This is a genomic window from Streptosporangium sp. NPDC049078 (genome assembly GCF_040648855.1).
In the GTDB taxonomy this organism is placed as follows: Bacteria; Actinomycetota; Actinomycetes; order Streptosporangiales; family Streptosporangiaceae; genus Streptosporangium.
Genome location: NZ_JBEZEL010000015.1, coordinates 207,692 through 233,068, shown reverse-complemented (window position 1 = coordinate 233,068; position 25,377 = coordinate 207,692). Strand labels below are relative to the sequence as shown.

At 70.7% G+C, this 25,377-nt stretch carries 16 protein-coding genes; 11 read left to right on the top strand and 5 right to left on the bottom strand.

From position 1 onward, the window contains the following. Positions 1-59: 59 nt before the first annotated feature. A complete protein-coding gene (locus tag AB0B90_RS26290; RefSeq protein ID WP_362925247.1) occupies positions 60-758 on the top strand; it encodes an alpha/beta hydrolase in 699 nt (232 codons plus the stop codon). A gap of 9 nt (positions 759-767) precedes the next feature. Here the strand turns inward: AB0B90_RS26290 and AB0B90_RS26285 are convergent, their stop codons facing one another. Together AB0B90_RS26285 and AB0B90_RS26280 are read right to left on the bottom strand one after the other, a co-directional pair. Beyond that, entirely contained in the window at positions 768-2,027 is a 1,260-nt protein-coding gene (locus tag AB0B90_RS26285; protein ID WP_362925245.1) for a hypothetical protein, read from the bottom strand. A 172-nt stretch (positions 2,028-2,199) separates the two neighbouring features. Then, on the bottom strand, positions 2,200-3,276 hold the full coding sequence (locus AB0B90_RS26280) for a hypothetical protein (RefSeq protein ID WP_362925243.1): 1,077 nt from the start codon (positions 3,274-3,276) through the stop codon (positions 2,200-2,202). Between the two features lie 145 nt (positions 3,277-3,421). On the opposite strand from AB0B90_RS26280, the gene AB0B90_RS26275 reads away from it, so the two are divergent. Beyond that, entirely contained in the window at positions 3,422-4,054 is a 633-nt protein-coding gene (locus AB0B90_RS26275; RefSeq protein ID WP_350948648.1) for a hypothetical protein, read from the top strand. Between the two features lie 157 nt (positions 4,055-4,211). Here the strand turns inward: AB0B90_RS26275 and AB0B90_RS26270 are convergent, their stop codons facing one another. Continuing rightward, complete coding sequence (locus AB0B90_RS26270) at positions 4,212-4,958, bottom strand: ATP-binding protein (protein WP_362925241.1); 747 nt, start codon at positions 4,956-4,958, stop codon at positions 4,212-4,214. Positions 4,959-5,283: 325 nt separating this feature from the next. Here AB0B90_RS26270 and AB0B90_RS26265 point away from each other — a divergent pair, with 325 nt between their 5' ends. Further along, positions 5,284-6,894, top strand: a complete 1,611-nt coding sequence (locus AB0B90_RS26265; RefSeq protein WP_362925239.1) for a hypothetical protein — start codon at positions 5,284-5,286, stop codon at positions 6,892-6,894. Between the two features lie 234 nt (positions 6,895-7,128). On the opposite strand, the gene AB0B90_RS26260 is transcribed toward AB0B90_RS26265, so the two are convergent. Further along, positions 7,129-7,707, bottom strand: coding sequence for a GNAT family N-acetyltransferase (locus AB0B90_RS26260; protein ID WP_362925237.1), 579 nt, complete (start codon positions 7,705-7,707; stop codon positions 7,129-7,131). A 187-nt stretch (positions 7,708-7,894) separates the two neighbouring features. On the opposite strand from AB0B90_RS26260, the gene AB0B90_RS26255 reads away from it, so the two are divergent. After that, positions 7,895-8,377, top strand: coding sequence for a MarR family transcriptional regulator (locus AB0B90_RS26255; protein ID WP_350948652.1), 483 nt, complete (start codon positions 7,895-7,897; stop codon positions 8,375-8,377). Beyond that, complete coding sequence (locus AB0B90_RS26250; protein WP_350948653.1) at positions 8,349-11,135, top strand: PEP/pyruvate-binding domain-containing protein; 2,787 nt, start codon at positions 8,349-8,351, stop codon at positions 11,133-11,135. Before AB0B90_RS26255 ends, AB0B90_RS26250 begins: the two co-directional genes overlap by 29 nt. A gap of 142 nt (positions 11,136-11,277) precedes the next feature. Here the strand turns inward: AB0B90_RS26250 and AB0B90_RS26245 are convergent, their stop codons facing one another. Continuing rightward, positions 11,278-12,300, bottom strand: a complete 1,023-nt coding sequence (locus AB0B90_RS26245; protein WP_362925234.1) for a LacI family DNA-binding transcriptional regulator — start codon at positions 12,298-12,300, stop codon at positions 11,278-11,280. 414 nt (positions 12,301-12,714) lie between these two features. On the opposite strand from AB0B90_RS26245, the gene AB0B90_RS26240 reads away from it, so the two are divergent. The 6 genes from AB0B90_RS26240 to AB0B90_RS26215 all read left to right on the top strand — a co-directional run bounded on the left by AB0B90_RS26240 (position 12,715) and on the right by AB0B90_RS26215 (position 25,257). Next, positions 12,715-13,671, top strand: a complete 957-nt coding sequence (locus tag AB0B90_RS26240; protein ID WP_362925232.1) for a carbohydrate kinase — start codon at positions 12,715-12,717, stop codon at positions 13,669-13,671. 373 nt (positions 13,672-14,044) lie between these two features. Beyond that, positions 14,045-16,414 (top strand): hypothetical protein, encoded by a 2,370-nt coding sequence (locus tag AB0B90_RS26235; RefSeq protein ID WP_362925230.1) that lies wholly within the window; start codon positions 14,045-14,047, stop codon positions 16,412-16,414. Positions 16,415-16,812: 398 nt separating this feature from the next. Then, complete coding sequence (locus AB0B90_RS26230; protein ID WP_350948657.1) at positions 16,813-18,102, top strand: ROK family transcriptional regulator; 1,290 nt, start codon at positions 16,813-16,815, stop codon at positions 18,100-18,102. Positions 18,103-18,322: 220 nt separating this feature from the next. Then, entirely contained in the window at positions 18,323-23,809 is a 5,487-nt protein-coding gene (locus tag AB0B90_RS26225; RefSeq protein ID WP_350948658.1) for a ThuA domain-containing protein, read from the top strand. A 105-nt stretch (positions 23,810-23,914) separates the two neighbouring features. After that, positions 23,915-24,541, top strand: a complete 627-nt coding sequence (locus AB0B90_RS26220; protein ID WP_362925227.1) for a hypothetical protein — start codon at positions 23,915-23,917, stop codon at positions 24,539-24,541. A 155-nt stretch (positions 24,542-24,696) separates the two neighbouring features. After that, a complete protein-coding gene (locus AB0B90_RS26215; protein ID WP_350948660.1) occupies positions 24,697-25,257 on the top strand; it encodes a hypothetical protein in 561 nt (186 codons plus the stop codon). The last annotated feature ends 120 nt before the right edge of the window (positions 25,258-25,377 follow it).

Sequence of the window (25,377 nt, the reverse complement as noted above, 5' to 3'; positions counted from 1 at the left end):
GTCCAATGAGTCCCGTCCAATGAGTCCCGACACGATGAGATGACAGGCGGTCGCCGGCTATGAGCACCTTCGTTTTGATCCATGGCGCGGGAGACGTCGGCTGGTACTGGCACCTGGTGGAGGCCGAGTTACGGGCCCGTGGGCACGACGTGGTCGCTCCGGACCTTCCCTGCGACGACGACTCCGCGGGGCTGAACGAGTACGCCGACGTGGTGATCGAGGCCGTCGGTGACCGTGAGGACCTCGTCGTGGTCGGTCAGTCGTTCGGAGGGTTCACCGCTCCCCTGGTCGCCGCTCGGTTGCCGGTCGGTGTGCTGGTCCTGGTGGCCGCGATGATTCCGGCGCCCGGCGAGTCGCCGGTGGAGTGGTGGGAGAACACCGGCTTCCAGGACGCGAAACGGGAGCAGGCACGAAGTGACGGTGAAAGCACCGGCGGCACCGGGGATCCGTACGCCGACTTCTATCACGACGTGCCGCGTGAGCTGGCCGAGGAGGCCATGCGCAGGGAGCGCCCGCAGGCGGAGGCCCGGATGGGTGAGCCCTGGCCCCTCGACGCGTGGCCGGACGTGCCGACGAGATTCGTGCTGTGCGAACAGGATCGTTCCTTCCCGCCTGACTTCTTCCGCCGCCTGGCGGCCGAACGCCTGAACATCACCCCTGACGAGATCGCCGCCGGGCACTGCGTCGCGCTCAGCCGGCCGAGGGAACTGGCGGAAATCCTGGAAGGCTATGCTGCGGCTCGTCGAGCCGGCGGATGACGCCAAAGGTCACGCCTCGCCCGTCACCTCCGCCGGTACGGGACGGGCACGACGGTTTCGACGGCGCCGCACCAGGGCGGGCGTCCAGGGAGCGAGACCGATGACGAGCAGCAACGCCAGCAGTGGTGTGCGCCACCACGGCGAGATGGTCGCCGGGGGCGGTGAGGGTGATGGCGTCACCCATGGGCGGGCGGTCTTCGCCCAGGCCAGGAAGGCGTCGCCGATCGGGAGGAGGCCGAAGGCGTACCTCTTGGTCCAGGGGGTGTCGATCGGCAGGCCGGCCAGCTCGCCGTAGTTCGCCAGGGCCTCGGCGAGCGGGGCGTCGCCGTGGATCTGGGCGGTGCCGAGGGCCACCGCGGTCGCCGACAGGCTCACGCCGAGCGGGAGCGGGCCGGAGTCGACGTCACTCGGGCCGTCCATGCCGACGGGGTACTCGCGTACGGCCGGTCCGAGGCCGAGCGGGGAGACGACGTAGAGGTCACGGAAGCGCCGGTACTGCTCGGCGGCGAAGGCCGGGTCGATCTCGACGAGGAAGCGCTGGCCGAGGCTCTGCGAGCTGCCTCTGGCCACCTCGGCGGGGGCGCCGGTGCCGGGGTCGGCGCGGTGCGGGAGCAGGCCGGTGCGGGGGTCGAGCCGCTGGCGTACCGCCTGGAGCCATCGGTCGGCGGTACCGGCGAACCGGGGTGGCAGCAGCGTGTCGTGCAGCCGCAGCGACGCCATGGCCACGATCGAGTCGACCGGCCACGCCTGCCCGGGGTAGGCCTCCAGGTAGGGCGACTCGGAGGCGCCGAACGCCTCGCCGAGCGCGGCGGAGTCGTCGGCGAACCGGCGCAGCTCGGCCGGGTCGCGCCGCTCGGACGGTTGCAGGGCGAGCGTCCCGCCGCGCAGCCAGTTGGTCCAGCCCCGGTAGAAGACGCCGTGCGGCGGGGTGAGGTCCGCGCTGAACGGGGCGCGGCCGGACGGGGACTCCAGCCGGGCCAGCGCCCAGCGCGCCTCCCGCAGCGCCGCCGACCGCTCGCCGGCCGGTTCGCGCATGCCGAGCTCGACCCAGCTCAGGCCGTACAGCACGTGCAGGAAGACGTAGCCCTCGGGGAACAGGTTCTGCGCCTGGTCTCCGGCGCCGCCGTCGAGTGCCGCGCGCAGGAACGTCAGCTGCCGCCGGACCCCGGGCGGCTCGTCGGCCGGGCCCGCCGTGGCGGGCACGACGAGCCGCACCGCGCCCAGCAGCGCGCAGACACCGACCGCGACGGCGATCACTCGTCGCAGCACCCGGCGCACCGGTGCACGCGTTCTCTGAGGCGGTGTCACCCGCGCTGCGGAGGGCGGCCTGAGCATTCGATGATCTTAGTTCGGCGCGGGGCGGAATGTCCGTCCAGGCGAACGTCCCACCGAGGGTGACCGCCCGCGCTACGAAACGTCCCTCAGGAGACTGTTCGGGGCGTCATCCGAAGTCCCCGAACGCGGGGTAGCCCGGCAGCGGGGGGACGTCCCAGCCGTCGGCCACGTCCCGGAGCAGCAGCCGCATCGTCTCCGCGAAGGCCGGGAACTCCTCCAGGGTGCTCGCCGTCTCCCAGCGGTGTCTCAGCAGCTGCCGCAGCGTCGGGACCGGACGCCGGGTCCTGTGGGCCGGCTCGTCCTTCGCCATGCGCGGGATCAGGTTGGCCGTCATATACACCGTCCAGAGCGCGACCGCCCGCCGGATCCCTGGCTGCCAGATCTCGTCCTCGACCAGCTGCGGGTACACCTCGACGACCTCCGCGCGGTAGGTCTCCTCGATCTTCTCCGCCAGACCGGCGGGCAGCGTGAAGACGCACCAGCAGGTGGCGAAGGGCATCCGGCAGTACGCGGCGGTCATGAAGACCGGCAGGTAGCAGGCCGACTCGAAGTCGATGAGTCGCAGGCCGTCCGGGGTGAGCAGGTTGTTGTCCGGGCAGGTGTCGCCGGGGGTGAAGGCGAGATACTCGTCCGCGCCCGTCGCCGCGATCCGTTCCAGCTCCCCTGCCAGCTCCGGCGGCGCCTCGACGCCGATACCGGCGAGCGCCGCGGGGAATTCGGCCGCGTACCGGAGGAGCCACGGCTCCTCGTCCCAGGACGGCACGCCCATGCCGTACCCGGCGGACAGGGCGGCCAGGTCGGCGCGCCGGTGAACCGACGCGGCGGCCAGTCGCCCGAGCCCGCTTGCCCAGGCCGACAGGCCGTCCAGTGCGGCCTGCGGATCGTCGCCGAGCAGCACGTCCGCCAGTGTCGGCGCGGACCCGAGGTCCTCCATCACCAGCAGCGGGATCGAGTCGTCCACGCCCAGCAGCTCGGGACCGGTCAGCCGCAACGAGAGCCCGGCCGCCTCGGCGGTGAACGCGCGCAGGTCATCGGGCTCCGTGCCGTACTTCTTGACGACGACACTGCCGCCGGAAGCCGTCCGGCAGCGCAGGACGACGCTGCGCGGGCTGCCTCCGAGGTCCACCGGCTCTGACAGCTCGGTTCCCAGCACTTCACCGGCGGCCCGCAGGATCGCATCCATCCCGACATCCTGCACCATCCGTCTCCGGACCGGTCTCATCGCGGCGGTCGAGGTCGCCGGTGTGAGCGGGCAGGGGTCAGCCCCTCCCTGGGGTGTGGCGCTCCGGCCTTCGGGCCGGCCTCATCGCGGCGGTAAGGTCGCCGGTATGAGCGGTGTACGGGTGGTGCTGCTCGGGGGAACGTCGAACGTCGGGAAGTCGACCATCGGCCGGGCGGTGGCCGACCGGCTCGGTTTCGAGTGCCTGTCGACGGACAAGCTCGCGCGGCACCCCGGACGGCCCTGGCGGACCCCGGAGTGGGAGGTGCCGGCGCACGTCGCCGAGCACTACAGAACGCTCACGGTCGACGAGCTGATCGCGTCCGTGCTCGGCCACTACGAACGGCTGTGGCCTCGCATCGAGGAGCTGATCACGGCTCGTTCGTCCGGCACCGGCACGGGCCTGGTCCTGGAGGGGTCGGCGCTCTGGCCCGCCCGTGTCGCGGAGCTGAATGTCTCGCGCACGGCCGCCGTGTGGCTCACCGCGGACGACGCCGTCGTGCGTGCTCGGGTGCGCGCGGCCGGCCGCTACGAGGTGGCGACCGGCGACGAACGACACTTGATGGACAGTTTCCTGGCCCGCACGGAGCGTTATCAGCTGCTCATGCTGGAGGTCGTCGACAGGCTGGGGCTGGATCGCATCGACACAGGTGGTGGTCGGTCCGTCGCGGAGCTGGTCGACTCGGTGCTCTCGGTGGTCAGCGCCCAGGGCGCCGTGGGGCGATCGTCCTCCGAACGCTGACCATGCCGGCGCGGTGAGCCGATCGCCCCGCCGGACGGTCACGGTGGACCGCTCGCCCCGCGGGACGGCGACCGCGCCGACGCGGTTCTCCGCGTGGACGCGGGGCGGGACGTGGACATGGGACGGAGCGGGTGTTGACCAGGTGTGCCGAGAGGGGTCACCCCCGCGTCACACGGGTCCGGGAGTAGGCGTACGGCCGCGAGGGCGGCGTGGCCGGGGTGCGCCGGGCGGGCGGCAGGTCCCAGCGGGCGAAGACCACCTTTCCGCCGCCCGGTGAGGGGTGGTGGCCCCATTCGTCGGCGCACATGCCGACGAGCAGCAGGCCCCGGCCGCTCTCGTCGTCCTCCCCCGCCTCGGTGACCTCGGGCGAGTCGTCGGAGCTGTCCCATACCTCCACGCGCAGGCCTTCGGTGGTGAGGTGGAGTCGCAGGAGGATCGGATACGGGCCGGCGGTTCGCGGGTGGCCGCTGCCGGGCGGCCGGTCGGAAGTGTGCGGGTGGCCGGGCACGGGTGAGTGGCCGGAGGCGTGCGGGTGGCCGGGCACGGGTGAGTGGCCGGAGGCGTGCGGGTGGCCTGGAGCCGGCGGGTGAGTGTAGCCGTACGGGACCGGCGGGGTCGCGGTGGCCTTGATGGCGTTGGTGGTCATCTCGGAGACGACCAGGACGCAGAGCTCGGACAGCTCCTCCAGGCCCCATGTCCGCAGTTGCGCGCGGGTGAAGTCGCGTGCCTGGGAGGCCGCGACCGGCTGCGCCGCCAGCCGCAACTCGTTCGTGTCCAGAGAGTCCAGAGAGTCCGGGGAGTCCGGGGAGCCTTGGGAGTCCGGGGACAGGTGGTCGGCGGCGTCCGGATCAGGGTGAAACGGTGAGTGCATCGGTCCCAGCCGTTCGACGGGGAGCACGGTCATTGCTGGCTCCAGGGAGGTTCAACGGAGATTCGGTCGCGCGTCCCCGGCGCAGGAAGGGACGCCCCCGCCCGAGCGGTGAGACCACATGGATCCGACGGCTCCGGCGTTGTCTCAAGCCTGCTGCACGGAGTGTGCAGGAAACAGGCGACGGCAGCGAGTCTGTTCGTCACCCTGGGGGGCCGTCTCGTCTCGTAGAGCGACGACGCGGCAAGTAGCGGCGATCTGGTCGCCGGTTTCTGTACTCGGTAGTCACCGAACGTGATTGACCAGTAACGTTCAGCCCGAAGAATTGCCGCCGGAGAACCCGCCGGGAGGGGCTGAGACGATGCCACGTGCACCGCGCAGCGTCAAGCAGCAGATGGACGCCTTCAGCGCTGAGCTTCGCGAACGTGGTTGCACGTGGGCCGAGGTCGCCGCTGAGTTCAAGCTACGTTGGCGCCTGAACTCCCGCCAGGGCTTCCGTGAGGCGCATCGCCTGACACAAGCCAAGGTCTGCCATCTATGGAACGAATACTGGCCGAACGAGCCACTGACGACCCGGAAACTCGGGTCGTGGGAAGCGTGGCCCGGCCCCACCGGCAACGAGCCGCCGATCGCCGGGCTCAACCGGCTGGCACGCATCTACCAGTGCCGCACCGCCGACCTGGTCGACGGTGAAGATCACCGCGATGCCGACGAGCACAACGCGGCGGCCGTCCGGTCCCGGGGGCGGGCGCTGGTGGCGGCCGGGGCGGCGGGCAGCCTCGATCCCGAGGACATCCAGGGGGTGCTGGCGGCCCTGCCCGCCCTGCCCATGGGACCCGTGTCGTTCGGGACGCCGCGCGACGAGGAGTACGACGCCCTGGTGCAGGCGCTCGCCCGGTGGGCGGCGGCGATGAAACGGCGCGACGTCCTGGCCCTGATCAGGGCCGCCGCCGCGGCCGCTGCGGCCTCTCCGCTGCTGGACAGGCTCAACGGCGACGAGCTCGACCGGCTCGCCCTGATCGCCGCGGAACCGTCCCGGGTGGACGAGGCCACCGTCGCTCACATCGACGCCGTGCTGCACCACTGCATGCGCCAGGAGGACACCCTCGGCCCGCAGTCGGTGCTGGGGACCGTGCTCGCACAGCACCACCTGGTGCGTTCGCTGATCCCGGCCGCGTCGACCGACGAGGTGCGCGACCGGCTGCTGTCGCTGCTGGCCAACATCTGCAGGTTCACCGCCTGGGTGCTGTTCAACCTCAACGACTTCAACGGGGCGAACCACTACTACGAGCAGGCCAAGTCGGCCGCGCACCAGGCCGACAACGACGCGATGAACAGCTTCGTCCTGGCCAACTGGTCGCAGCTCGCGACCTGGCGGGGCGACCCCAGGCAGGGTGTCGAGCACGCGCTGGGCGCGCTGGCCTGGGGGCAGCGCGCCAACAGCAAGCTGCTGGTGTCGTACGCGTGTGACGTGGGGGCCCGCGCCTACTCGGCGGTGTTGCGCCGCTCGGGCAAGAGCGACCGTCAGAAGGACCATGCCCGGTGCATGACCAGCCTCGACCAGGCCCGTCGCGAGCTGGGTCACGCGGGCGAGGGCGACGTGGGGGCCGAGTTGCTCTACTTCTACGGCGACGGGCAGTATCTGTCGACCAAGACCAAGTGCCTGCTGGACATGGACGACGCCCAGACCGCGATCGAGATGGCCGCCCGGTCCCTGACCCGGATCGATCCGGCGTTCGTCCGCAACATGGCGTTCATCCACCTGGATCTGGCACGCGGGCACCTGCGGCTGCGCGCCATCGACGAGGCGTGCGAGCAGATCGGTGAGGCCGCCCGTCTGACCTGTAGAAACACCTCGCCGCGGCTGGCGCGCTCGGTGGTGGAGGTCCGCGAGACGCTGAATCCGTGGGCGAGGACCCGTCAGGTCGTCGCCCTGGACGAGAAGCTGCACGCCTTCCAGCTCATCGCCTGACGGCTTCCCGCCCATCGGCTGACCGCTTTGGTCCTTCGCCGTACGACTCGCGCGGTTCTTCGCCTGACGGGTCGGGTTCATCGCCGCACGGCCTGCGGCTCTCCGTCTGACGGGTCGGGTTCTTCGCCTGACGGCTCGCGGTTCTTCGTTCGACGGCCTGCGGTTCGGTCGCGGTCGATCAGCGCGTCACGGGCGTTCACGGTCGATCGACGTACGCCGGGCGTCCGTGATCGATCAGGATGTCCGGGGCATCTTCTCCAGCACCAGGATCTCGAAGACGGGGGCGGGGATCGGCGGGTCCATCAGCTTGTGGGACACCTTCCGCCATCCCCACCTCCGGTATATCTCGCGGGTCCTCACGGCCTTGGGCTGCACCGAGAGGGTGGCCCGTTCGGTCCCGGAGGCCGAGAGCAGTTCGTCGTGGATCCGGCGCCCGACTCCGGCGCCCCGCCACTCGGGCAGCACTCCGTAGTCGATGAGGGCGAACGTCCTGGTCCCGGTCTCGGCCGCGAACTCCTCGTCGACCGGGTCGGCCAGCGTGCTCCACCAGCGGGTGTCGGCGGGCAACGGGTATCCGTACCCGAACCCGATGAACTCCGGTCCGGATCGCGCGGTGGTGAGCCGGAACCCCGGCCGCTCGGCCAGCTTGGGAAAGTAGGAGCGCTGGTTGGCGAACTCGGCGGCGTCCCCGTCGAAGGGCGGCAGCGAGAACACCGCCTCGTACAGATCACAGATCGTCTCGGCCAGGGCGAGCGCCTCTCCGCGTCCGTGTGTCTCTATGGTCATCTCGTCGGTGGTGGGCGTGTCGGCCATGCCTGTCTCCTCTCGCCGCCCTCCCCCGAAGGGCTCTTTACCCGTGGACGCGCACGGTAGCCACTCCGGTTCACCCGGAGGGAAGCGCTCACGCCCGCACGGTTATTTCATCACTTGTTGACTTCCTGGTTTCTCCGGCTTAACGTTGTGGTGACGCATTAGTTGCAGTGATGCAAGGAGTTGTCCGATGGACCCCGTGGACGGTGCGGAGCGCGATCGGCTGGCCGACGACATCGGCGATCTCCGGCGGGCGCTCATCCCCGGCCTGCTGCTCAACCTGCTGAGCGGGTTCGAGGGCGACGAGCCCTCCATGATCCAGGTCGCCACGCTCTACACCCTCGACGTCCCGGCTCCCCCGACGCTCCGCGAACTCGCCGGGCGCGTCAGCCGGTCCGTCTCGGCCACCAGCCGCCTGGTCGACCAGCTCGTACGGCGCGGGCTGGCCGACCGCCGGGAGGACCCCGGTGACCGGCGGGTGCGGCGGATCGCCCTCACCCCGGCCGGAGCGGAGTTCCTGCGCACGTTCGAGCGCGTCCGTGCCGACGCCCAGCTCGAAGTCATGGCCTATCTGACCGCCGGAGAACGCGAGCTCGTGATGCGGGCCACGACGCTTCTCGGCGAAGCCTCAAGGAGACGCGCCCATGCCCGATCCCCTCATCCTGACGTTTGACGACATCGGGGCGGAGATGCTGCCCCTCGTCGGCGGCAAGGCCGCCAATCTCGGCGTGCTCACCACCGCCGGGCTTCCCGTTCCCCCCGGTCTGTGCGTCACCACCGAGGCGTACCGCAGGGTCACCGAGCGAGCCGGGCTGGAGGACGTGCTCGCGGCCCTCGCCACCACGTCCGCCGGGGACGTCCCCGCCCTGAACGCCCTGGCCGCGAAGGCTCGTGAGCTCGTGCTCGCCGCGCCGGTCCCCGACGACATCGCGAGCGCCGTACGCGACAGTGCGGCCGGTCCCGTCGCGGTCCGCTCCTCCGCGACCGCCGAGGACCTGCCGGACGCCAGCTTCGCCGGGCAGCAGGACACCTACCTCAACGTGATCGGCGCCGACGCCGTGCTGGACGCGGTCCGGCGCTGCTGGGCCTCCCTGTGGACCGACCGGGCCGTCGCCTACCGGGCCGCGAACGGCATCGACCACGGCGCGGTGCGCCTGGCGGTGGTCGTTCAGGAGATGGTCCAGTCGGAGGTGGCGGGGGTGATGTTCACCGCCAACCCGGTCACCGGGCGGCGGCGCGAGGCGGTGATCGACGCCGCTCCCGGGCTCGGCGAGGCCGTGGTCTCCGGCGCGGTCAACCCCGACCACTTCGTGGTCGACACCGCCACCGGCGAGATCACCGAGCGTCGCCTCGGCGACAAACGGCTCGCCGTACGGTCGCTGCCGGGCGGCGGCGTCGAGCACGTCGAGGCGCCGCCCGTGAATCCCGCGTCCCGGGCGGGTTCCGCCGAGGACGCCTGCGTCACGGACGCGCAGGTGCGGGCGCTGGCCGAACTCGGCGACCGGGTCGAGCGGCACTACGGAGCGCCTCAGGACACCGAGTGGGCGATCGACGCCGATGGTGTCCTGTGGCTGACCCAGTCGCGTCCCATCACCACGCTCTATCCGATCCCCCGTCACGCGGAGCCGTCCGCGAGCCCGCCGCCCGTGGCGGGTCGCGCGAACGCCGGCGGTGCGGGCGCTGGAGAAGGCGGCTCCCCGGACGAGCCGCCCGGCGAAGGCACCCGGATCTACTTCTGCTTCAGCCTCGCCCAGGGGCTCTACCGGCCGATCACCCCCATGGGCATGTCGGCCTTCAGGCTGCTGTCGTCGTCGGCGATGGAGATCGTGGGGATCCCGGTGACCGACCGGGTGGCCGGTGCCCCCGTCGTCGCGGAGTCGGGCGGGCGGCTGTTCTTCGACATCACCGGCTTCATGCGCGGCAGGGTGGGCCGCGTCGCCTTCCCGAGGTTGCTCGACGTGATGGAGGCCAGGTCGGCGAAGGTGCTGCGCGGGCTGCTCGACGATCCCCGGTTCAGCGTCACCCAGCCCTCGCTCCGCCCGCCTCTGCGCCGGGCGGTGCGGATCGCGTCCCGCTTCCGCGCCCCGCGACGCGCCGTAAAGGCCCTGCTCAACCCCGCGTCGGCGCACCGGGACGTGGAACTGCTGAACGCGCGCCTGCGCGGGGAGCTGAGCGCGCCCGGGGGCTCCACCCCGATCCAGCGTCTCGACCACGTCGAGCGGGTGCTGAGCCGCCAGATCTTCCCGCTGCTGCCGACGATCGCTCCGGCCGCGGTGGCCGGGTTCGCGATGCTCGGCCTCGCCGCCAAGGCGCTGGGGGAACGGGCCAGGCCGGGCGAGCTGCAGACGGTCCTGCGCGGGCTGCCGCACAACGTGACCACCGAGATGGATCTCGCGCTGTGGCGGGTGGCCGTCCGCGTCCGCGAGGACCGCGAGGCCACCTCCCTGCTGCTGGGCACTCCCGCCGCCGAGCTGACCGAGCGTTTCCGTGCCGGATCGCTTCCAGGCGTGGCGCAGAAGGGCCTGGCGGACTTCCTCTCCGTCTACGGCGTCAGGGCCGTCGCCGAGATCGACCTCGGGCTGCCGCGCTGGTCGGAGGACCCGACCCACATCATCGGCGTTCTCGCCAACTACCTGCGGCTGGAGGACCCGGCGCTCGCCCCCGACGCGCTGTTCGCCACCGGCGCCGCCGAGGCCACCCTCATGATCAAGACCTTGAGCGGGCGCGCCGGAGGGCTTCGCGGGCGCTTCGTCCGCTTCGCGCTCGGCAGGACCCGGGCACTGGCGGGTCTGCGGGAGATGCCCAAGTACGCCCTCATCACCGCCCTGGCCGCGATGCGGGCCGAGCTGCTCGCCGTCGGTGTCGAGCTGGCGGCGCGCGGGCTGCTCGCCGATGCCGACGACGTCTTCTTCCTCACCTTCCGCGAGGCCAGGCAGGCCCTCGACCTCCCTTCGTCCGGCGGGGCCACGCGTCCCGCACCGGCGGAGCTCGTGGCGCGGCGGCGCGAGGAGGCCGCCCGTGAGCTGCGCCGCAGGCACGTCCCCCGCGTCCTGCTGTCGGACGGCACCGAGCCGGAGGCCGTCGGCGTACCGGCACCGGTGGACGGCGCGCTGACCGGCACCCCTGCCTCGGCCGGCACCGTCACCGGTGTCGCGAGGGTCGTCCTCGACCCGGTCGGCGCGCACCTGGAACCCGGGGAGATCCTGGTCTGTCCCTCCACCGACCCCGGCTGGACCCCGCTCTTCCTCACGGCGGGCGGCCTGGTGATGGAGATGGGCGGCGCCAACTCCCACGGTGCCGTGGTGGCCCGCGAGTACGGCATCCCCGCGGTGGTGGGGGTGAGGGGGGCGACCGAGCACATCGTCACCGGCCAGGAGATCACCGTCGACGGTGCCTCCGGCACCGTCCTCGCCGTCGCGACCGTCACCTGAGCGCGGGCTCGGCTCCAGCCGGGGGCGACTCCACGGGCCGTCGCGGCGACCGGCGGGAAACGCCCCGTCGCAGCCGTGCTCCGGCGGGGGCACAGCCGGGAGCCGAGCCCCGGGGGGCGGGTGCCGAGACCGCGTTCCGGGATCAGGGCACGGCCGCGGGGGGGATCTCCCCGGAGCCTCGGACGATCAGCCGGGTGGGGACGACGACCGTCCTGGCCCTGGAGCGCTCGCCGTCCAGCCGGCCCTTCAGCAACCCGGCGGCGGCCCTGCCGATGGCCGCGGGGTCCTGGGCCACGACGGTGAGGGCGGGCTTCAGTACCTCGGCGAGTGGCAGGTCGTCGAAGCCGACCAGGGCGACGTCCCCGCGGCCGAGCCGGGCGAGTCCGAGGATCGCGCCGGTCGCGGCGACGTTGTTCGCCGCGAAGACCGCCGTCGCCGGGTCCTCGCCGCCGACCAGCCTGGTGACGGCCGCCGCGGCGGTCTCGTGGTCGTGCCCGGTCTCCACGAGGGTCCGGTCGAAGCCGATCCCGGCCGCGGCGAGCGCGTCGCGGTAGCCCAGGAACCTCTCCCTGCGGGTGTGGAGCGCGGGCAGGTCTCCGACGAAGGCGATCCTCCGGTGACCGTGGGCGATCATGTGCGCCACCCCCGTACGGGCGCCCTCGCGGTTGGAGCTGACGACGGAGTCGGCGGTCAGCCCCGAGGCGAGGCGGTCCAGGAACACCAGGGGCAGCCCCGCGGCCCGCTCCGCGCGCAGGTGGCTGTGGTCGCTTCCCGCGGAGGGCACCACGATGAGCGCGGTGACCCTCCTGGCCAGGAGGGTCGAGATGAGCGCGCTTTCCCGTTCGGCGGTCTCGTCGGAGGAGCCGACGATCAGGGTGAGACCCCGGGCCCGTACCTCGTTCTCCAGACTTCCCGCGACCGTGCCGAAGAACGGGTTGCCCATGTCGGGGATGACGAGCCCGACCGTGGAGTCCCGGGCGCCCACGCGCGTGTTCCTGGCCATGAGGTTGGGCTGGAACCCGAGCCTTCCCATCGCCTCCAGGACGCGCTCTCTGGTCTCCCTGGCCACCGGGCCGTCGTCGTTGACCACCCGTGAGACGGTCTTCGCCGTCACGCCGACCTCGCGGGCCACGTCCGTCATGGTGGCGCGGCGAACCTTGGGCATGGATCACCGCTCCTCGTGTTCGGCTCGTCGGTCTGTCGGCGGCACGGCGCCGCGAACAGGCTAGCCCCGTTTCCCGCACGTACCGCGTCGTCGCGGGTGAGCGGCCGTGCCCTGTCCGGGGCGACGGGTGATCGCACCGGGCCGATGGAGATCAGGTACGAAACAGCGAGCCGGCCGCGCCTTTCCCCCACGGCCGGCCGACGTGGTCGTGACGGCGCGAGCACCGGTCTCGAACACCCCGCCTGTCGCCGGGCTTCGATGTCAACGTCGACACATGTCAACGTTGACATCCATTGCCACGGATGATGGACTCCCCGGCGGGAAACGTCAATCCCACCGCCGCGACGAACCGGCGATCCGGCCGAAGCGCCCAGGCGAGTCTCCTCGAAAGCGTCTCCAGAAAAGGCAGGGACCATGCCCTCCACCCAGATCGCCGTGCTCGGCGAGTGCGTCGCCGACGCGTTCACCACCGCCAGTTCGGAGAACGAGCTCACCCTGCGCGTTCTCCCAGGTGGCGGGCCCGCGAACACCGCGGTGGCCCTGGCGCGCCTGGGCACCCCCACCCGCTTTCTCGGACGCCTGTCGGGCGATTCCTTCGGCGCCCTGTTCCGCGCGCACCTCACCGCCTCGGGGGTCGATCTCGACGGCTGTGTCGCCGCCGTGGAGCCGAGCACCCTGGCGGTGGCCACCCTGGACGAGTCGGGACAGGCCCGCTACTCCTTCCACGCCAACGGTGCCGCCGACTGGGGGTGGAGCGCGGCGGAGCTCACCGCGGGACGGATCGGCGACGTCTCGTGCCTGCACACCGGCTCGCTCGCCCTGGTCCGTGCGCCGGGCGCGGAGGCCGTCGAGGAGGCACTGGCGGCGGCCGCCGCCCGCGCCACGATCTCGATCGACCCCAACGTGCGGACCGCGCTCGTCGACGCGGCCGTCTACGCCGAGCGGATGCCCCGGTGGTGCACGCTGGCCGACATGATCAAATTGAGCGACGACGACCTGGAGCACATTCACCCCGGCGAGCCCGTCGAGCGGGTCTGCGACACCTGGCACGACGCCGGGGTCCGCCTGGTCGTGGTGACCCGCGGCCCGCGGGGGGCGCTGCTGTCCGTCGACGGTGAGCGCGCCACGGTCCCCACCCCGCCCACGAAGGTCGTCGACACCGTCGGCGCCGGTGACTCCTTCACCGCCGGGCTCCTGCACCGGCTGGACGCCTCCGGCCTGCTCGGCGGGCGGCTCGACCGGCTCGATCTCGACCTGGCGGTGGACGCCGCGACCTTCGCCGCCCGGGTCGCCTCGCTCACCTGCTCGGTGGCCGGCGCCAACCCTCCGTGGGCGGGCGGGCCCGACGGGCTTGTCGCCTCTCGCCCCTGAAACCCTCTCGTCCCCGAGACCCTCTCACCTCTGAAACCCCCTCGCTCCTGAAACCCTCCGCGCCAGACCCCCGTGAGCACGACGAGGCCGAGCGGGGGCGGCGACCTGGGATCCGGCGGCCGAGTCCACACCGCGGTCGCCGGACGACCAGGTGGCTCCAGCGAGCGGTTTTCCAACGGTCATCACCGAATGTCATTTACAGACTCGCAAAAACCTCGTAACCCTCGCAGGCGATCCCGCACGATCTGATTCGGGCCGTACATGCAAAAACCCCACCAACAGCGGACGTAAGCACCGCCTTGGGGGCATTGCGCTCGAAGGGAAAGACATGCGCTTACATGCGCAATTCAGGACACGGACTCTCGTCGGAGCCGTGACCGCCGCGATGATCTCCACCATGCTCTTCGCGGGCTCCGCCCACGCCGACCCGCCCGTCTCCGGAACCGGTGAGGACGGCGCCTGGTCGATCGAGACCCTCGACGGTGGCTACAAGATCACACTTCGACTCGCCGAGCCGCTTCCGGTACGGGACGCCATACCGGAACTCGCCGTCGACGGCACCTCCCTCGGCCCCGCCGTGGAGTCGCCGGACGGCACGACCCTGACGGTGACCACGACCGACCCCGGCGTCTCCGGTGCGACGTCCGTCGACGTGGCCTGGAACGGAGAAGTCCCCTCGGAGCCCGCCCCCACCGGGAGGATCGCTCCCGAACCGGCGCCCTCCCGGCCGGGGAAGCCGGGTACCCCTGCCCCGCCGGTCGACCCGGCGGCTCCCGGGCGCTACACGGTCGTCCACGACGAGTACGACCTCGGCGACACCGCCATCACCCTGGCCGGCCTCGGCGGCAGGCAGGCCGAGATCCGCGCGAAGACGTATCTGCCGAAGGAGGCCACCGGCAGGCTTCCCCTGGTCGTCTTCCAGCACGGCCGCCACTCCGCGTGCTACAACCCCGTCACGCGCCAGACGTCGAACACCACCTGGCCGTGCCCGGCAGGGCAGCAGCCGATCCTCAGCTTCACCGGGTACGACGGCCCCGCCGACGTGCTCGCCAGTCACGGGTACGCCGTCGTGTCGGTCAGCGCCAACGGCGTCAACGCCGCCGACAACCCGTTCAGCGAGGACCGGGGCGCGCTCGCGCGCGGCGAGGTCGTCATGCGCCATCTCGACCTGCTCGCCGACGCGACGAAGGGGAAGGGCGAGGCCAAGCTCGTCGAGCTTTTCAAGGGCCGTCTCGACATGGACGACGTCGGCCTGATGGGCCACTCGCGCGGAGGTGAGGGTGTTGTCAAGGCGGCGCTGCTCAACGCCGGGCGCCCCAAGCCGTACGGGATCAAGGCGGTCCTTCCGCTCGCGCCCACCGACTTCGCCCGTGCCACCCTGCCCAACATCCCGATGTCCGTCTTCCTGCCGTACTGCGACGGGGACGTCTCCAACCAGCAGGGACAGCACTTCTACGACGACTCCCTGTACGCCTTCGAGAAGGACGAGGCGTTCCGTTCCTCACTCATGATCATGGGAACGAACCACAACTTCTTCAACACCGAGTGGACACCGGGCGTGGCCGTCGCGCCGGCGTCCGACGACTGGAGCAACCGGAACGACCCGGTGTGCGGCAGCACGGCCGCCCCCGGCCGGCTCACCCCGGCCGAGCAGTACGCGGTGGGCACGGCCTACATCGCCGGGTTCTTCCGTCTCGTCCAGGGCAAGGAGCACGCGCTGCTCCCGCTGTTCGACGGCAGCGGTGCCGTTCCCGAGTCCGCCGGGCGTGCGGTCGTCCACACGGTCGCGCAGGCCGAGTTCGACAAGCGCGTCGATGTGGCTCCCTTCACCTCGCCGTCGTCCCCCTTCACCGTCTCCGGCGCGGCGACCGGCGTGATCTGTGCCGGCATGCTGGACCGCTCGCCGCAGAGCGGCCTGCCCACCTGCGCCACCAGGCTGACCACGTCGCAGGCACCGTCCTGGACACCCGCGACGTACGCCGGAAACGTCACCGCCACGCCGGTCCTGCGGTTCTCCTGGACCGACACCAGCGGCGAGGTGAGCGTTCCGCTGCCCCCGGGGTCGCGGAACGTCAACGGCCGCGACGCCCTGACCTTCCGCGCGGCCCTCGACGAGAACGCGACGGGGAACGTCGACCTGGCGGTCACCGTCGTCGACGGCCGCGGCAGGACCGGCACCGTGCCGGTCTCCGGCGTGAGTGACGCCCTCACGCCGTTCCCCGGTACGACCTCGCCGCTGCCCAAGACGTGGCTGCGGACGGTGCGCATCCCGACGTCGTCCTTCGGCGAGGTCAACCTGCGTGACGTGCGAGAGGTCCGCCTCACCGGCGTGAGCCCGACCGGCGGCGTGTACCTGGGCGACCTCGCGTTCTCCGACGTCCGCGTGGGCAAGTCCGAACTGGACGAGTTGCCGCAGGTCTCACTGCAGAGTCTCACGGTCCCCGAAGGGAACGGCCCCGGCGTCGCCACCATGACGCTGACGCTCTCGGGGCGGAGCAAGAAACCGGTGACGGTCAACGTCCAGTCGATCGTCACCGGCGTCGCGCCGGTGATCACGGCGCTGGCCCAGCAGGTCGTCATCCCCGTCGGGGCGAGGTCGGCCACCTTCCAGGTGCCGATCGTGGGCGACACCACACCGGCGACGACCGCCCAGTCATACCAGGTGGTCGCGTCCGTGCCGACGAACGCGACGATCGGAAACGGGTTCGCCCGCCTCGTCGTCACCGACGACGACGCGCTCTGACCTCGAACACAACCGGTACCAACGAAGCGGGCACGGCCGTCGGGCCGTGCCCGCTTCTTTCGTGCCCGCTTCTTTCGTGCCCGTCCTCGTGGGTCCGGCGGGCACCCTGCCCCGCGGGGCCGCTGCGACGTTCTCGGTCGGCCCGTCCCCTCGGCGGCTCGACGCGGTGCGGGCGCCGGGACCGCGGGGGTCTCAGCGGCTCCACGTGGCCCGGCCGGAGCCGGGACCGTCCGGCTCGGAGGAGACGCGCGGCGAGAAACGTAACAGTACGTAACATGAGGTAGCTCTCTCACCTGCGCATACGCGAAGATGTCAACTCGTTACCTCGCAACAAGGTGCACACCGGACACTCGCGTGTTACAAACCTCATTAGTTGATTGCCGAGACAAAAGAAGGCGGTGGCACGCGTGACCCACGGGTACAGCGTCACCCACGCGACCGGCACCGCCTTGCCGACCAGCTCCCCCATGGTGCGCCAGACAAACCTCTCCCTGGTCCTGCGCCACCTGCGCGACAACGTGTCCCAGTCCCGGGCCGACATCGCGGAGGCGACCGGCCTGCACCGGGCCACGGTCTCCAACCTGGTGTCCGAACTGCTCGACCGGCGGCTGGTCCGCGAGGTCGACACCGAGCACGTCGGCGCGATCGGCCGCCCACGGCGGCCCCTGGCCCTGCACGGCACGCACGTCGGCGCGCTGGGCCTGGAGATAAACGTCGACTACATCTCGGTCCACGGATCCGACCTCAGCGGCCGGGTCCTGGTGGAGCGCCGGATCGGCTTCGACGCGATCGCCGGCGGACCGGATCACGCGCTGCGCATGCTCGGCCGGATGGCCCTGGAGGCCATCGAGGCGATGAGACTCGCCGGAGCCGTCCCCGCCGGTCTCGGGGTGGCGGTCCCCGGCCTGGTCGACGTGGCGCGTGGCGTCGTCACGTTCGCCCCCAACCTGGGCTGGCACGACCTGCCCCTCGCGGAACGCCTCTCCGACGCGCTCGGCACGGGGAACGTTCCAGTTTCGGTGGACAACGACGCCAACCTCGCGGCCGTGGCCGAGCACACCGTCGGCGTCGCCGCCGGTACCCCCCACCTCGTCTACCTGACGGGCGAGGTCGGCGTGGGGGGCGGCATCTTCGTCGACGGCAAGCTGCTGCGCGGCGCGGACGGCTTCTCCGGCGAGGTCGGCCACCTGCCGGTCGACCCGGGCGGCATCCGCTGCGGCTGCGGGCGGCACGGCTGCTGGGAGACCAAGGTGGGCCTGGCCGCGCTGGTACGGGCGACCGAGCCAGATCAGGCACGCAGGCCGGCCGACCTGCCGGTATCCGACCCCGAGGAGCACGCCACGGAGATCGCCAGAGGACTGGTCGCGGGCGACCGGCAGATGACGGACGCGGTCGCACAGGTGGGGCGGTGGCTCGGGCTCGGCGGCTCGATCCTGGCCAACCTGTTCAACCCGCGAGTGATCGTCGTCGGCGGCTACTTCGCCACGCTCGCCGAATGGCTGTTACCCCACGCCCAGGCGGAGCTGGAGCGGCTCGTCGTGGCCGGCTCCGCCAACCGGTGCAGGTTCGTCGCCTCCGACCTCGGCTTCGGAGCCGCCTCACGAGGCGCGGCGAACATGGTGGTCAACCGGCTCATCGACCATCCAACCATGATCACGGATCCGTTACCCCAGCTCTCGACCGGCTAACGGATCCCCACAAGCCTGGAGGCGGCACCCTCCAGATCACCGCAGTACCCAACCTCATCCCCATGTAACAAGTGGCACCAGCGCGGCGGCGCGCGCTTTGCCTGACGACCCCCCAGTCAGGAAAGGGATCACCATGTCACCACGTTCTCGAACGTGGGCCGGGCTCTCCAAGAGCCTGCCGTTAACAGAAAACCGCTCCCTACGTCGGACGGCTGCGATGATGGCTCTGGCCGTTGTCGCGCCCCTGCTCCCTGTCTTCACATTCCTGACATCACCGGCGAACGCCACCACCGGCTCCGCCTCGACCAGCGCGACATCGGCGGCCAACGTCGCCGATCCCGACTTCAAGGTCCTGGTCTTCTCCAAGACCAGCGGCTTCCGGCACGACTCGATTCCCGAGGGAATCGCGGCGGTCCAGCAGCTCGGCCTGGAGAACAACTTCGCGGTCGACACGACCGAGGACAGCGCCAAGTTCACTGACGCCAACCTGGCTCAGTACAAGGCCGTCATCTTCATGTCCACGACCGGCGACCCCGTGAGCACGCCGGACCAGAAGGCCGCCTTCGAGCGCTACATCAAGGGTGGCGGCGGCTACGCCGGCGTCCACGCGGCCTCCGACAGTGGCTACAGCTGGGAGTGGTACGGCAAGCTCGTCGGCGCGTACTTCAAGTCGCACCCGGCGATCCAGCAGGCCACCGTCAAGGTCGAGGACCCCGCGCACCCCTCGACGGCGCACCTGCCGACCTCGTGGACCCGCACCGACGAGTGGTACGACTACACGACCAACCCGCGTGCCAACGTGCACGTGCTCGCGTCGATGGACGAGAAGACCTACACCGGTGCCACCATGGGCGCCGACCACCCGACGGTGTGGTGTCAGGACTACGACGGTGGACGCTCCTGGTACACCGGCCTCGGCCACACCAAGGCGAGCTTCGTCGAGCCGAACTTCCTGAAGATGCTCCTCGGCGGAATCAAGACCGCCGCGGGCGTCGAGAAGGCCGACTGCTCTGCCTCGCAGAGCGGTAGCTTCGAGAAGATCACGCTCGACGACAACACGTCGAACCCGATGATGACCGACATCGCCAAGGACGGGCGGGTCTTCTACATCGACCGCCTGGGCGACGTGAAGGTCATCAAGACCAACGGCTCGACCGTGACGGCCGGTCGTCTGAACGTGTTCACCGCCAACGAGAGCGGTCTGCTCGGCCTGGCGCTGGACCCGAACTTCGACACCAACAACTGGCTGTACCTCTTCTACTCGCCGGTGGGCCAGAACGTCGACCGGCTGAGCAGGTTCACGGTCAACGGCGACTCGCTCGACTTCTCCAGCGAGAAGGTCGTCCTCGACGTGCCGGTGCAGCGGGCCGAGTGCTGCCACCACGGTGGTGGCATGCTCATGGACCACAAGACGGGTGACCTGTGGCTGGCCACCGGTGACAACACCAACCCGTTCGCCTCGGACGGCTACACGCCGATCGACGAGCAGTCCGGCCGGTCCTCCTGGGACGCCCAGCGCACCTCGGGCAACACCAACGACCTGAGCGGCAAGCTGCTGCGCATCACCCCGAAGCCGGACGGCACCTACACCGTGCCGAGCGGGAACCTGTTCCCCGCGGGCACGGCCAAGACCAAGCCCGAGATCTACGCCATGGGCTTCCGTAACCCGTTCCGCATGGGCCTGGACCCGAAGACCGGCTTCCCGATGGTCGCCGACTACGGACCCGACGCCGGCTCCGCGAATGCCAACCGTGGTCCGCGCGGCACCGTCGAGTGGAACCTGGTCGACAAGCCGGGCAACTACGGCTGGCCGTTCTGCGTGGGCGACAACACCCCGTACAACGACTACAACTTCGCCACCAGGACGTCGGGCGCCGTGTTCAACTGTGCCGCGACGACCAACGACTCGCCCAACAACACCGGTCTGACCACGCTGCCCCCGGCGATCCCGGCGAAGATCTGGTACACCAGCGCCACCAACGCCAACTCCTTCCCGGAGCTCAACGGCGGCGCGCCGATGGCCGGTCCGGTCTACCGCTACGACGCCGACCTCGCGTCGGCCGTCAAGTGGCCGGCCTACTGGGACGGCAAGGCGATCTTCGGTGAGTGGAACACGAACAAGATGTTCTCGTTCCAGCTCAACGAGGCCGGCACCGCCCAGATCAAGATCAACCAGATCCTGCGGTCCATGAGCTTCAAGCGCCCCATGGACATCAAGTTCGGTCCCGACGGCGCGCTGTACCTGATCGAGTGGGGCTCCGGCTTCGGCGGCGACAACGCCGACTCCGGCATCTACCGCATCGAGTACACCAAGGGCGTCCGCCCGCCGACGGCCCGCGTCTCCGCGGACAAGACCGACGGCCCGGCCCCGCTCACCGTGCAGTTCTCCAGCCAGGGATCGAGCGACCCGGACGGCAAGCCGCTCACCTACTCGTGGGACTTCGACGGTAACGGCACCGCCGACTCGACCGAGGCCAACCCCTCGCACACCTACACCCAGGCCGGGCAGTACAGCGCGGTCCTGACCGTCAGCAACGCCGACGGCGTCACCGCCACGGCGAACCTGCCGATCACGGTGGGCAACACCCGTCCGACGGTGACCCTCGAACTGCCCCCGAACGGCGGGTTCTTCGAGTTCGGCGACCAGGTGAAGTACAAGATCGTCGTCACCGACCCCGAGGACGGCACGATCGACTGTGACGACGTCCAGATCCAGGCGTACCTGGGCCACGACAGTCACGGTCACCCGCTCGACCAGCACGAGGGCTGTGAGGGCACCATCCAGACGCTGTCCGACAGCGGCCACGGCATCGACGACAACCTGTTCTACATCCTTGAGGCGAGCTACACCGACAAGGGCGGCCAGGGTGGCGCTCAGTCGCTGACCGGGCGGGCCGAGGTCATCCTCCAGCCCAAGCGCAAGCAGGCCGAGCACTTCTCGTCGACCGGCCGGGTCGCGGACGGCACGGGAACGGACGCCGCCGGCGTCCAGACCGAGACGACCACCGACCCTCAGGGCGGCGCCCAGAGCATCGGCTTCACCACCGACGGCGACTTCTGGTCCTACAGCCCGCTCAACCTGAGCGGTATCTCCAAGGTCCGGTTCCGCGCCTCCTCGGGCGGTGCCGGCGGCACGGTGCAGATCAAGGCGGGTAACGCCGACACCGGGACCCTGCTGGGCTCGGTCGACATCGCGCCCACCGGCGGCTGGCAGACGTTCCAGGACGTCACGGTCGACCTGAACAACGTTCCGACGACGACCGGCCCGGTGTTCTTCATCGTGCGCAAGCCGGCGAGCGCGGCCAACGACGCCTACCTGCTCAACTTCAACTGGGTCGACTTCATCGGCCAGGGCGTCACCGACAACCAGCGTCCGACGGTGGACGCGACGGCCACCCCGACCACGGGCGTCGCCCCGCTGAAGGTCGACTTCACCTCGACCGCCACCGACCCCGACAACAACACCCCGCTCACCTACAAGTGGAACTTCGGCGTGAACGGCTCGCCGCAGCCGACCACCGCCAACGCCAGCTACACCTACAACGCCCCCGGCACGTACAACGCCACGGTGACCGTGACCGACTCCAAGGGCGCCGCGGCGAGCAAGACGCTCACCATCAAGGTCGACCCGCCGACCACCGTGTGTCTGAGCGGTCGTTCCGACGACTTCCTGGGCACCGAGCTCGACAGGAACCGCTGGTCGGTCGTCCGTGAGGACCAGAACCTCAAGGTCGCCGGCGGCAACCTCGTCCTGCCGACGTCGCTCACCGACATCTACGGCACCGGTACCGGAACCACGACCAACATCGTGCTCCAGCCGATGCCGCAGGGTGCCTGGACGGCCACCACCAAGGTCACGCTGAACGCCCGCGACATGTACCAGCAGGCGGGTCTGATCATCTACGGCAACGACGACAACTACGCCAAGATGGTGCTCCAGGCACGGGGGACGAACGACCACGCCAACCGCGTCTTCCAGTTCATCCGTGAGGAGAACGGCACGCCCAACGAGGTGACGCAGAGCAACACGGCCGCCCTCGGGGACGCCTACCCCGACACGGTGTACGTGAGGTTCATCAGCGACGGCACCAACATCACCGCCCACTACTCCTCGGACGGCACCACCTTCACGGCGATGCCGCAGACCAAGGCCCTCGCCGGGATCACCAACCCGAGGATCGGCCTGATCTCCCTGGCGAACACGGGCACCCGCCCGATCGTCGACGCCTCCTTCGACTGGTTCCAGATCAGCCCCGACGACACCGCGGGCAGGCCGGCGCCGAACGACGAGTTCAACGGCTCGTCCCTCGACACCTGCCGCTGGGACGCGATCGTCCGTCCCGACAGCCCGACCCTCCGGGTGACCGGCGGCAACCTGGAGATCGACACCACCACCGGTGACATCTACGGCAGCACCAACGGCACTCCGAAGAACTTCATCCTGCAGACGGCGCCGAGTGGCGACTGGACGCTGGAGACGAAGGTCGACGGGTCGGCGCTGAACGAGCAGTACCAGCAGGGCGGCCTGATGGTCTACGCCGACGACGACAACTACGTGAAGCTCGACTACGTCACCGGCAACACCGCGGGTTCCGCGGTGTCGCGCCGGATCGAGCTGCGCAGCGAGATCGGCGGGACCGTCCAGAACCCGCAGCCGCAGACCGGCACGCTCACCCAGGGCGTCTGGCACCTGCGTCTGAAGAAGGAGGGCACCACCTTCAAGGGCTCCTACTCCGCCGACGGCACCACGTGGACCGACCTCGCGCAGACGGTGGCGAACACCGCCGTCGGCAACGGCAAGATCGGCGTGTTCACCATCGGCACCGCGCAGCAGGCGTCCAAGACGGTCAAGTTCGACTACTTCCGCCTCACCGGCGGTGGAACGGCCGACACGACCGCCCCGGTGACCACGGCCACCCCGAACCCGGCCCAGCCGGCGAGCGGGTGGTTCACCGGTCAGGTCCTGGTCACGCTGGCCGGCGCCGACGAGGCGCAGGGCAGCGGCGTCGACAAGACCGAGTACCAGCTCGACGGCGGCGCCTGGACCACGTACACCGCGCCGGTCGCCATCACCGGCGACGGCTCGCACTCGCTGGCCTACCGCTCCGTCGACAAGGCGGGCAACGTCGAGGCGACCAAGACGCTCGCCGTCAAGGTCGACGCCAAGGCTCCGACGACGACCTCCACGGTCGGTTCGCAGGACAACGGCGGGGTGCCGGTCACCCTCTCCGCGACGGACGAGACGTCCGGTGTGGAGAAGATCGAGTACTCCCTGGACGGCGGCGACTGGACGCCTTACACCGCGCCGGTGAACGTCACCGGTGACGGCGACCACGAGCTGCGTTACCGCGCCACCGACAAGGCCGGGAACGTCGAGGAGATCAAGACCCAGACCGTCACGGTGTCGGCCGCTCCGACGGTCCAGCTCACCGTTACGGCTCAGGGTCGTTGCATCGGCACCACGGTGCACCTGGCGGTCACGGCCGTCAACAACGGCACTGTGCCGGCCAACATCACCCTGACCACCCCCTACGGCACCAAGACGGTCGCCAACGTGGCCCCGGGCAAGCAGGCCTACCAGTCCTTCAACACCCGGACCGGACAGCTCGCCGCCGGCACCGTCACCACCAGCGGCACCGCCACCATCGGCGGCCAGCCGGTTACCACCGACTACGAAACCGCCTACACCGCGCTCAACTGCGGCTGACCTGACCGGCGGCGACCACGGCGTACGCGCCGCGGTCGCCGCCCTGATCAACCGGGGCCGGCCGACAGACCGGCCGGCCCCGCCCCCCATAAACGGAGCAAGCCCATGAAAACCACCCGCACCACCCGGGTCATCGCCGCGTCCCTGCTCGGCCTCGCCCTCGCCGCCACCGCCGCCCCCGCGATGGCCTCCGCCGACCCCGACGAGGGCATCGAGGTCTCGGTCAACATCGCCCCCGTCCAGACTCCCGGCGAGGTCTCCATGACCGTCGCCGACAACAACGGCGTCACCCTCACCGAGAACGGCACCAACGCCGCCGCCCGCCAGTTCACCGGCACCCTGCCCACCGTCACCGTCACCGACACCCGCCAGCCCGAGGAGATCCCCGCCGGGGACTTCTGGGCCGTCGTCGGCCAGGCCAGCCAGTTCACCGCCACCGGCGGCACCGCCACCATCGGCCCCGAGTACCTCGGCTGGGCCCCCCGCCTGATCAGCGAAACCGAAACCGGAGCCGTCGCCGCCGGCGAACCCGTCTCCAGCGTCATCTCCGACGGCACCGGCGCCCCCAACGTCGGTCTCCAGGGACAGGAACTCCTCGTCTCCACCGCCAACTCCGCCGACGAGATCGGCACCTGGGAGGTCAACGCCGACCTCGCCCTGCGCACCCCCGTCGACGTCACCGCCGGCGAGTACAACTCCACCCTCACGCTCTCGCTGTTCAACCAGTCCTGAACCAACGGCGGAGGCAGGACGCCACCGCCCGCTGTGCGTGTCCGGGACGTGTGCGAACCTGGCGTACGTCCCGGATGTTCACGATGAGACATTCGCGCTTCGGTGGCGGGCACCCGCCGTGCCCCGCCGCCACCCCCGGAAGGGAATCACGACCCGTGAACAAGGCCCTCAGATACGCCGCGGCCATCATGCTGGCCGGGCTCGGGCTGCTGCTCGGCGCCCCGGCCGCCTCCGCCGCACCCAAGTCACCCCTCAAGCTGGAGGTCGTCGGAGACGGCGGCCGCAACGTCAACGTGCTGGTCACCTGGAAGAAGGACAGCCGCCCGGTCACCGAGATCGTCGCGGCGACCCTGCTCGCGACGGCACCCGACGGCCGTACCTTCGGCCCGATCCCGCTGAAGTCTGCACCCGAGGGACAGAACCTCTACAACGCGGCAGAACCGCTCCCTGTGGGTGAGTGGAAGGTCGCCGTGACCGTCACCAAGCCCGCCAAGGTCAGCAAGTCGGCGAGCGTGAAGGTACAGGACATCGTGCTTCCCCCGGACATCCAGCCGGCGTCCAGCACGGAGCTGGCCCAGCGCGCCCAGCTGGCCGAGCGTGCCCAGGAGAGCTCGTCGGACGACCTGTTCCTCCAGATCGGCGTCATCGCCGCCGCCGCGCTGGCCGCCATCGGGGTCATGTTCGTTCTCGTACGCCGCAGGAACGTTTCCGGCTGACCCTGCAGGACCTGAGGGTCTGAGAGCCGAGGACAGCGCGCGTCGGGAACGTTCCGGCCCAGGGGCCGTCAGCCCCGCGGCCCGGGGGGCCCCGCCCCCGGCGGGGGTCGCACCGGCAGG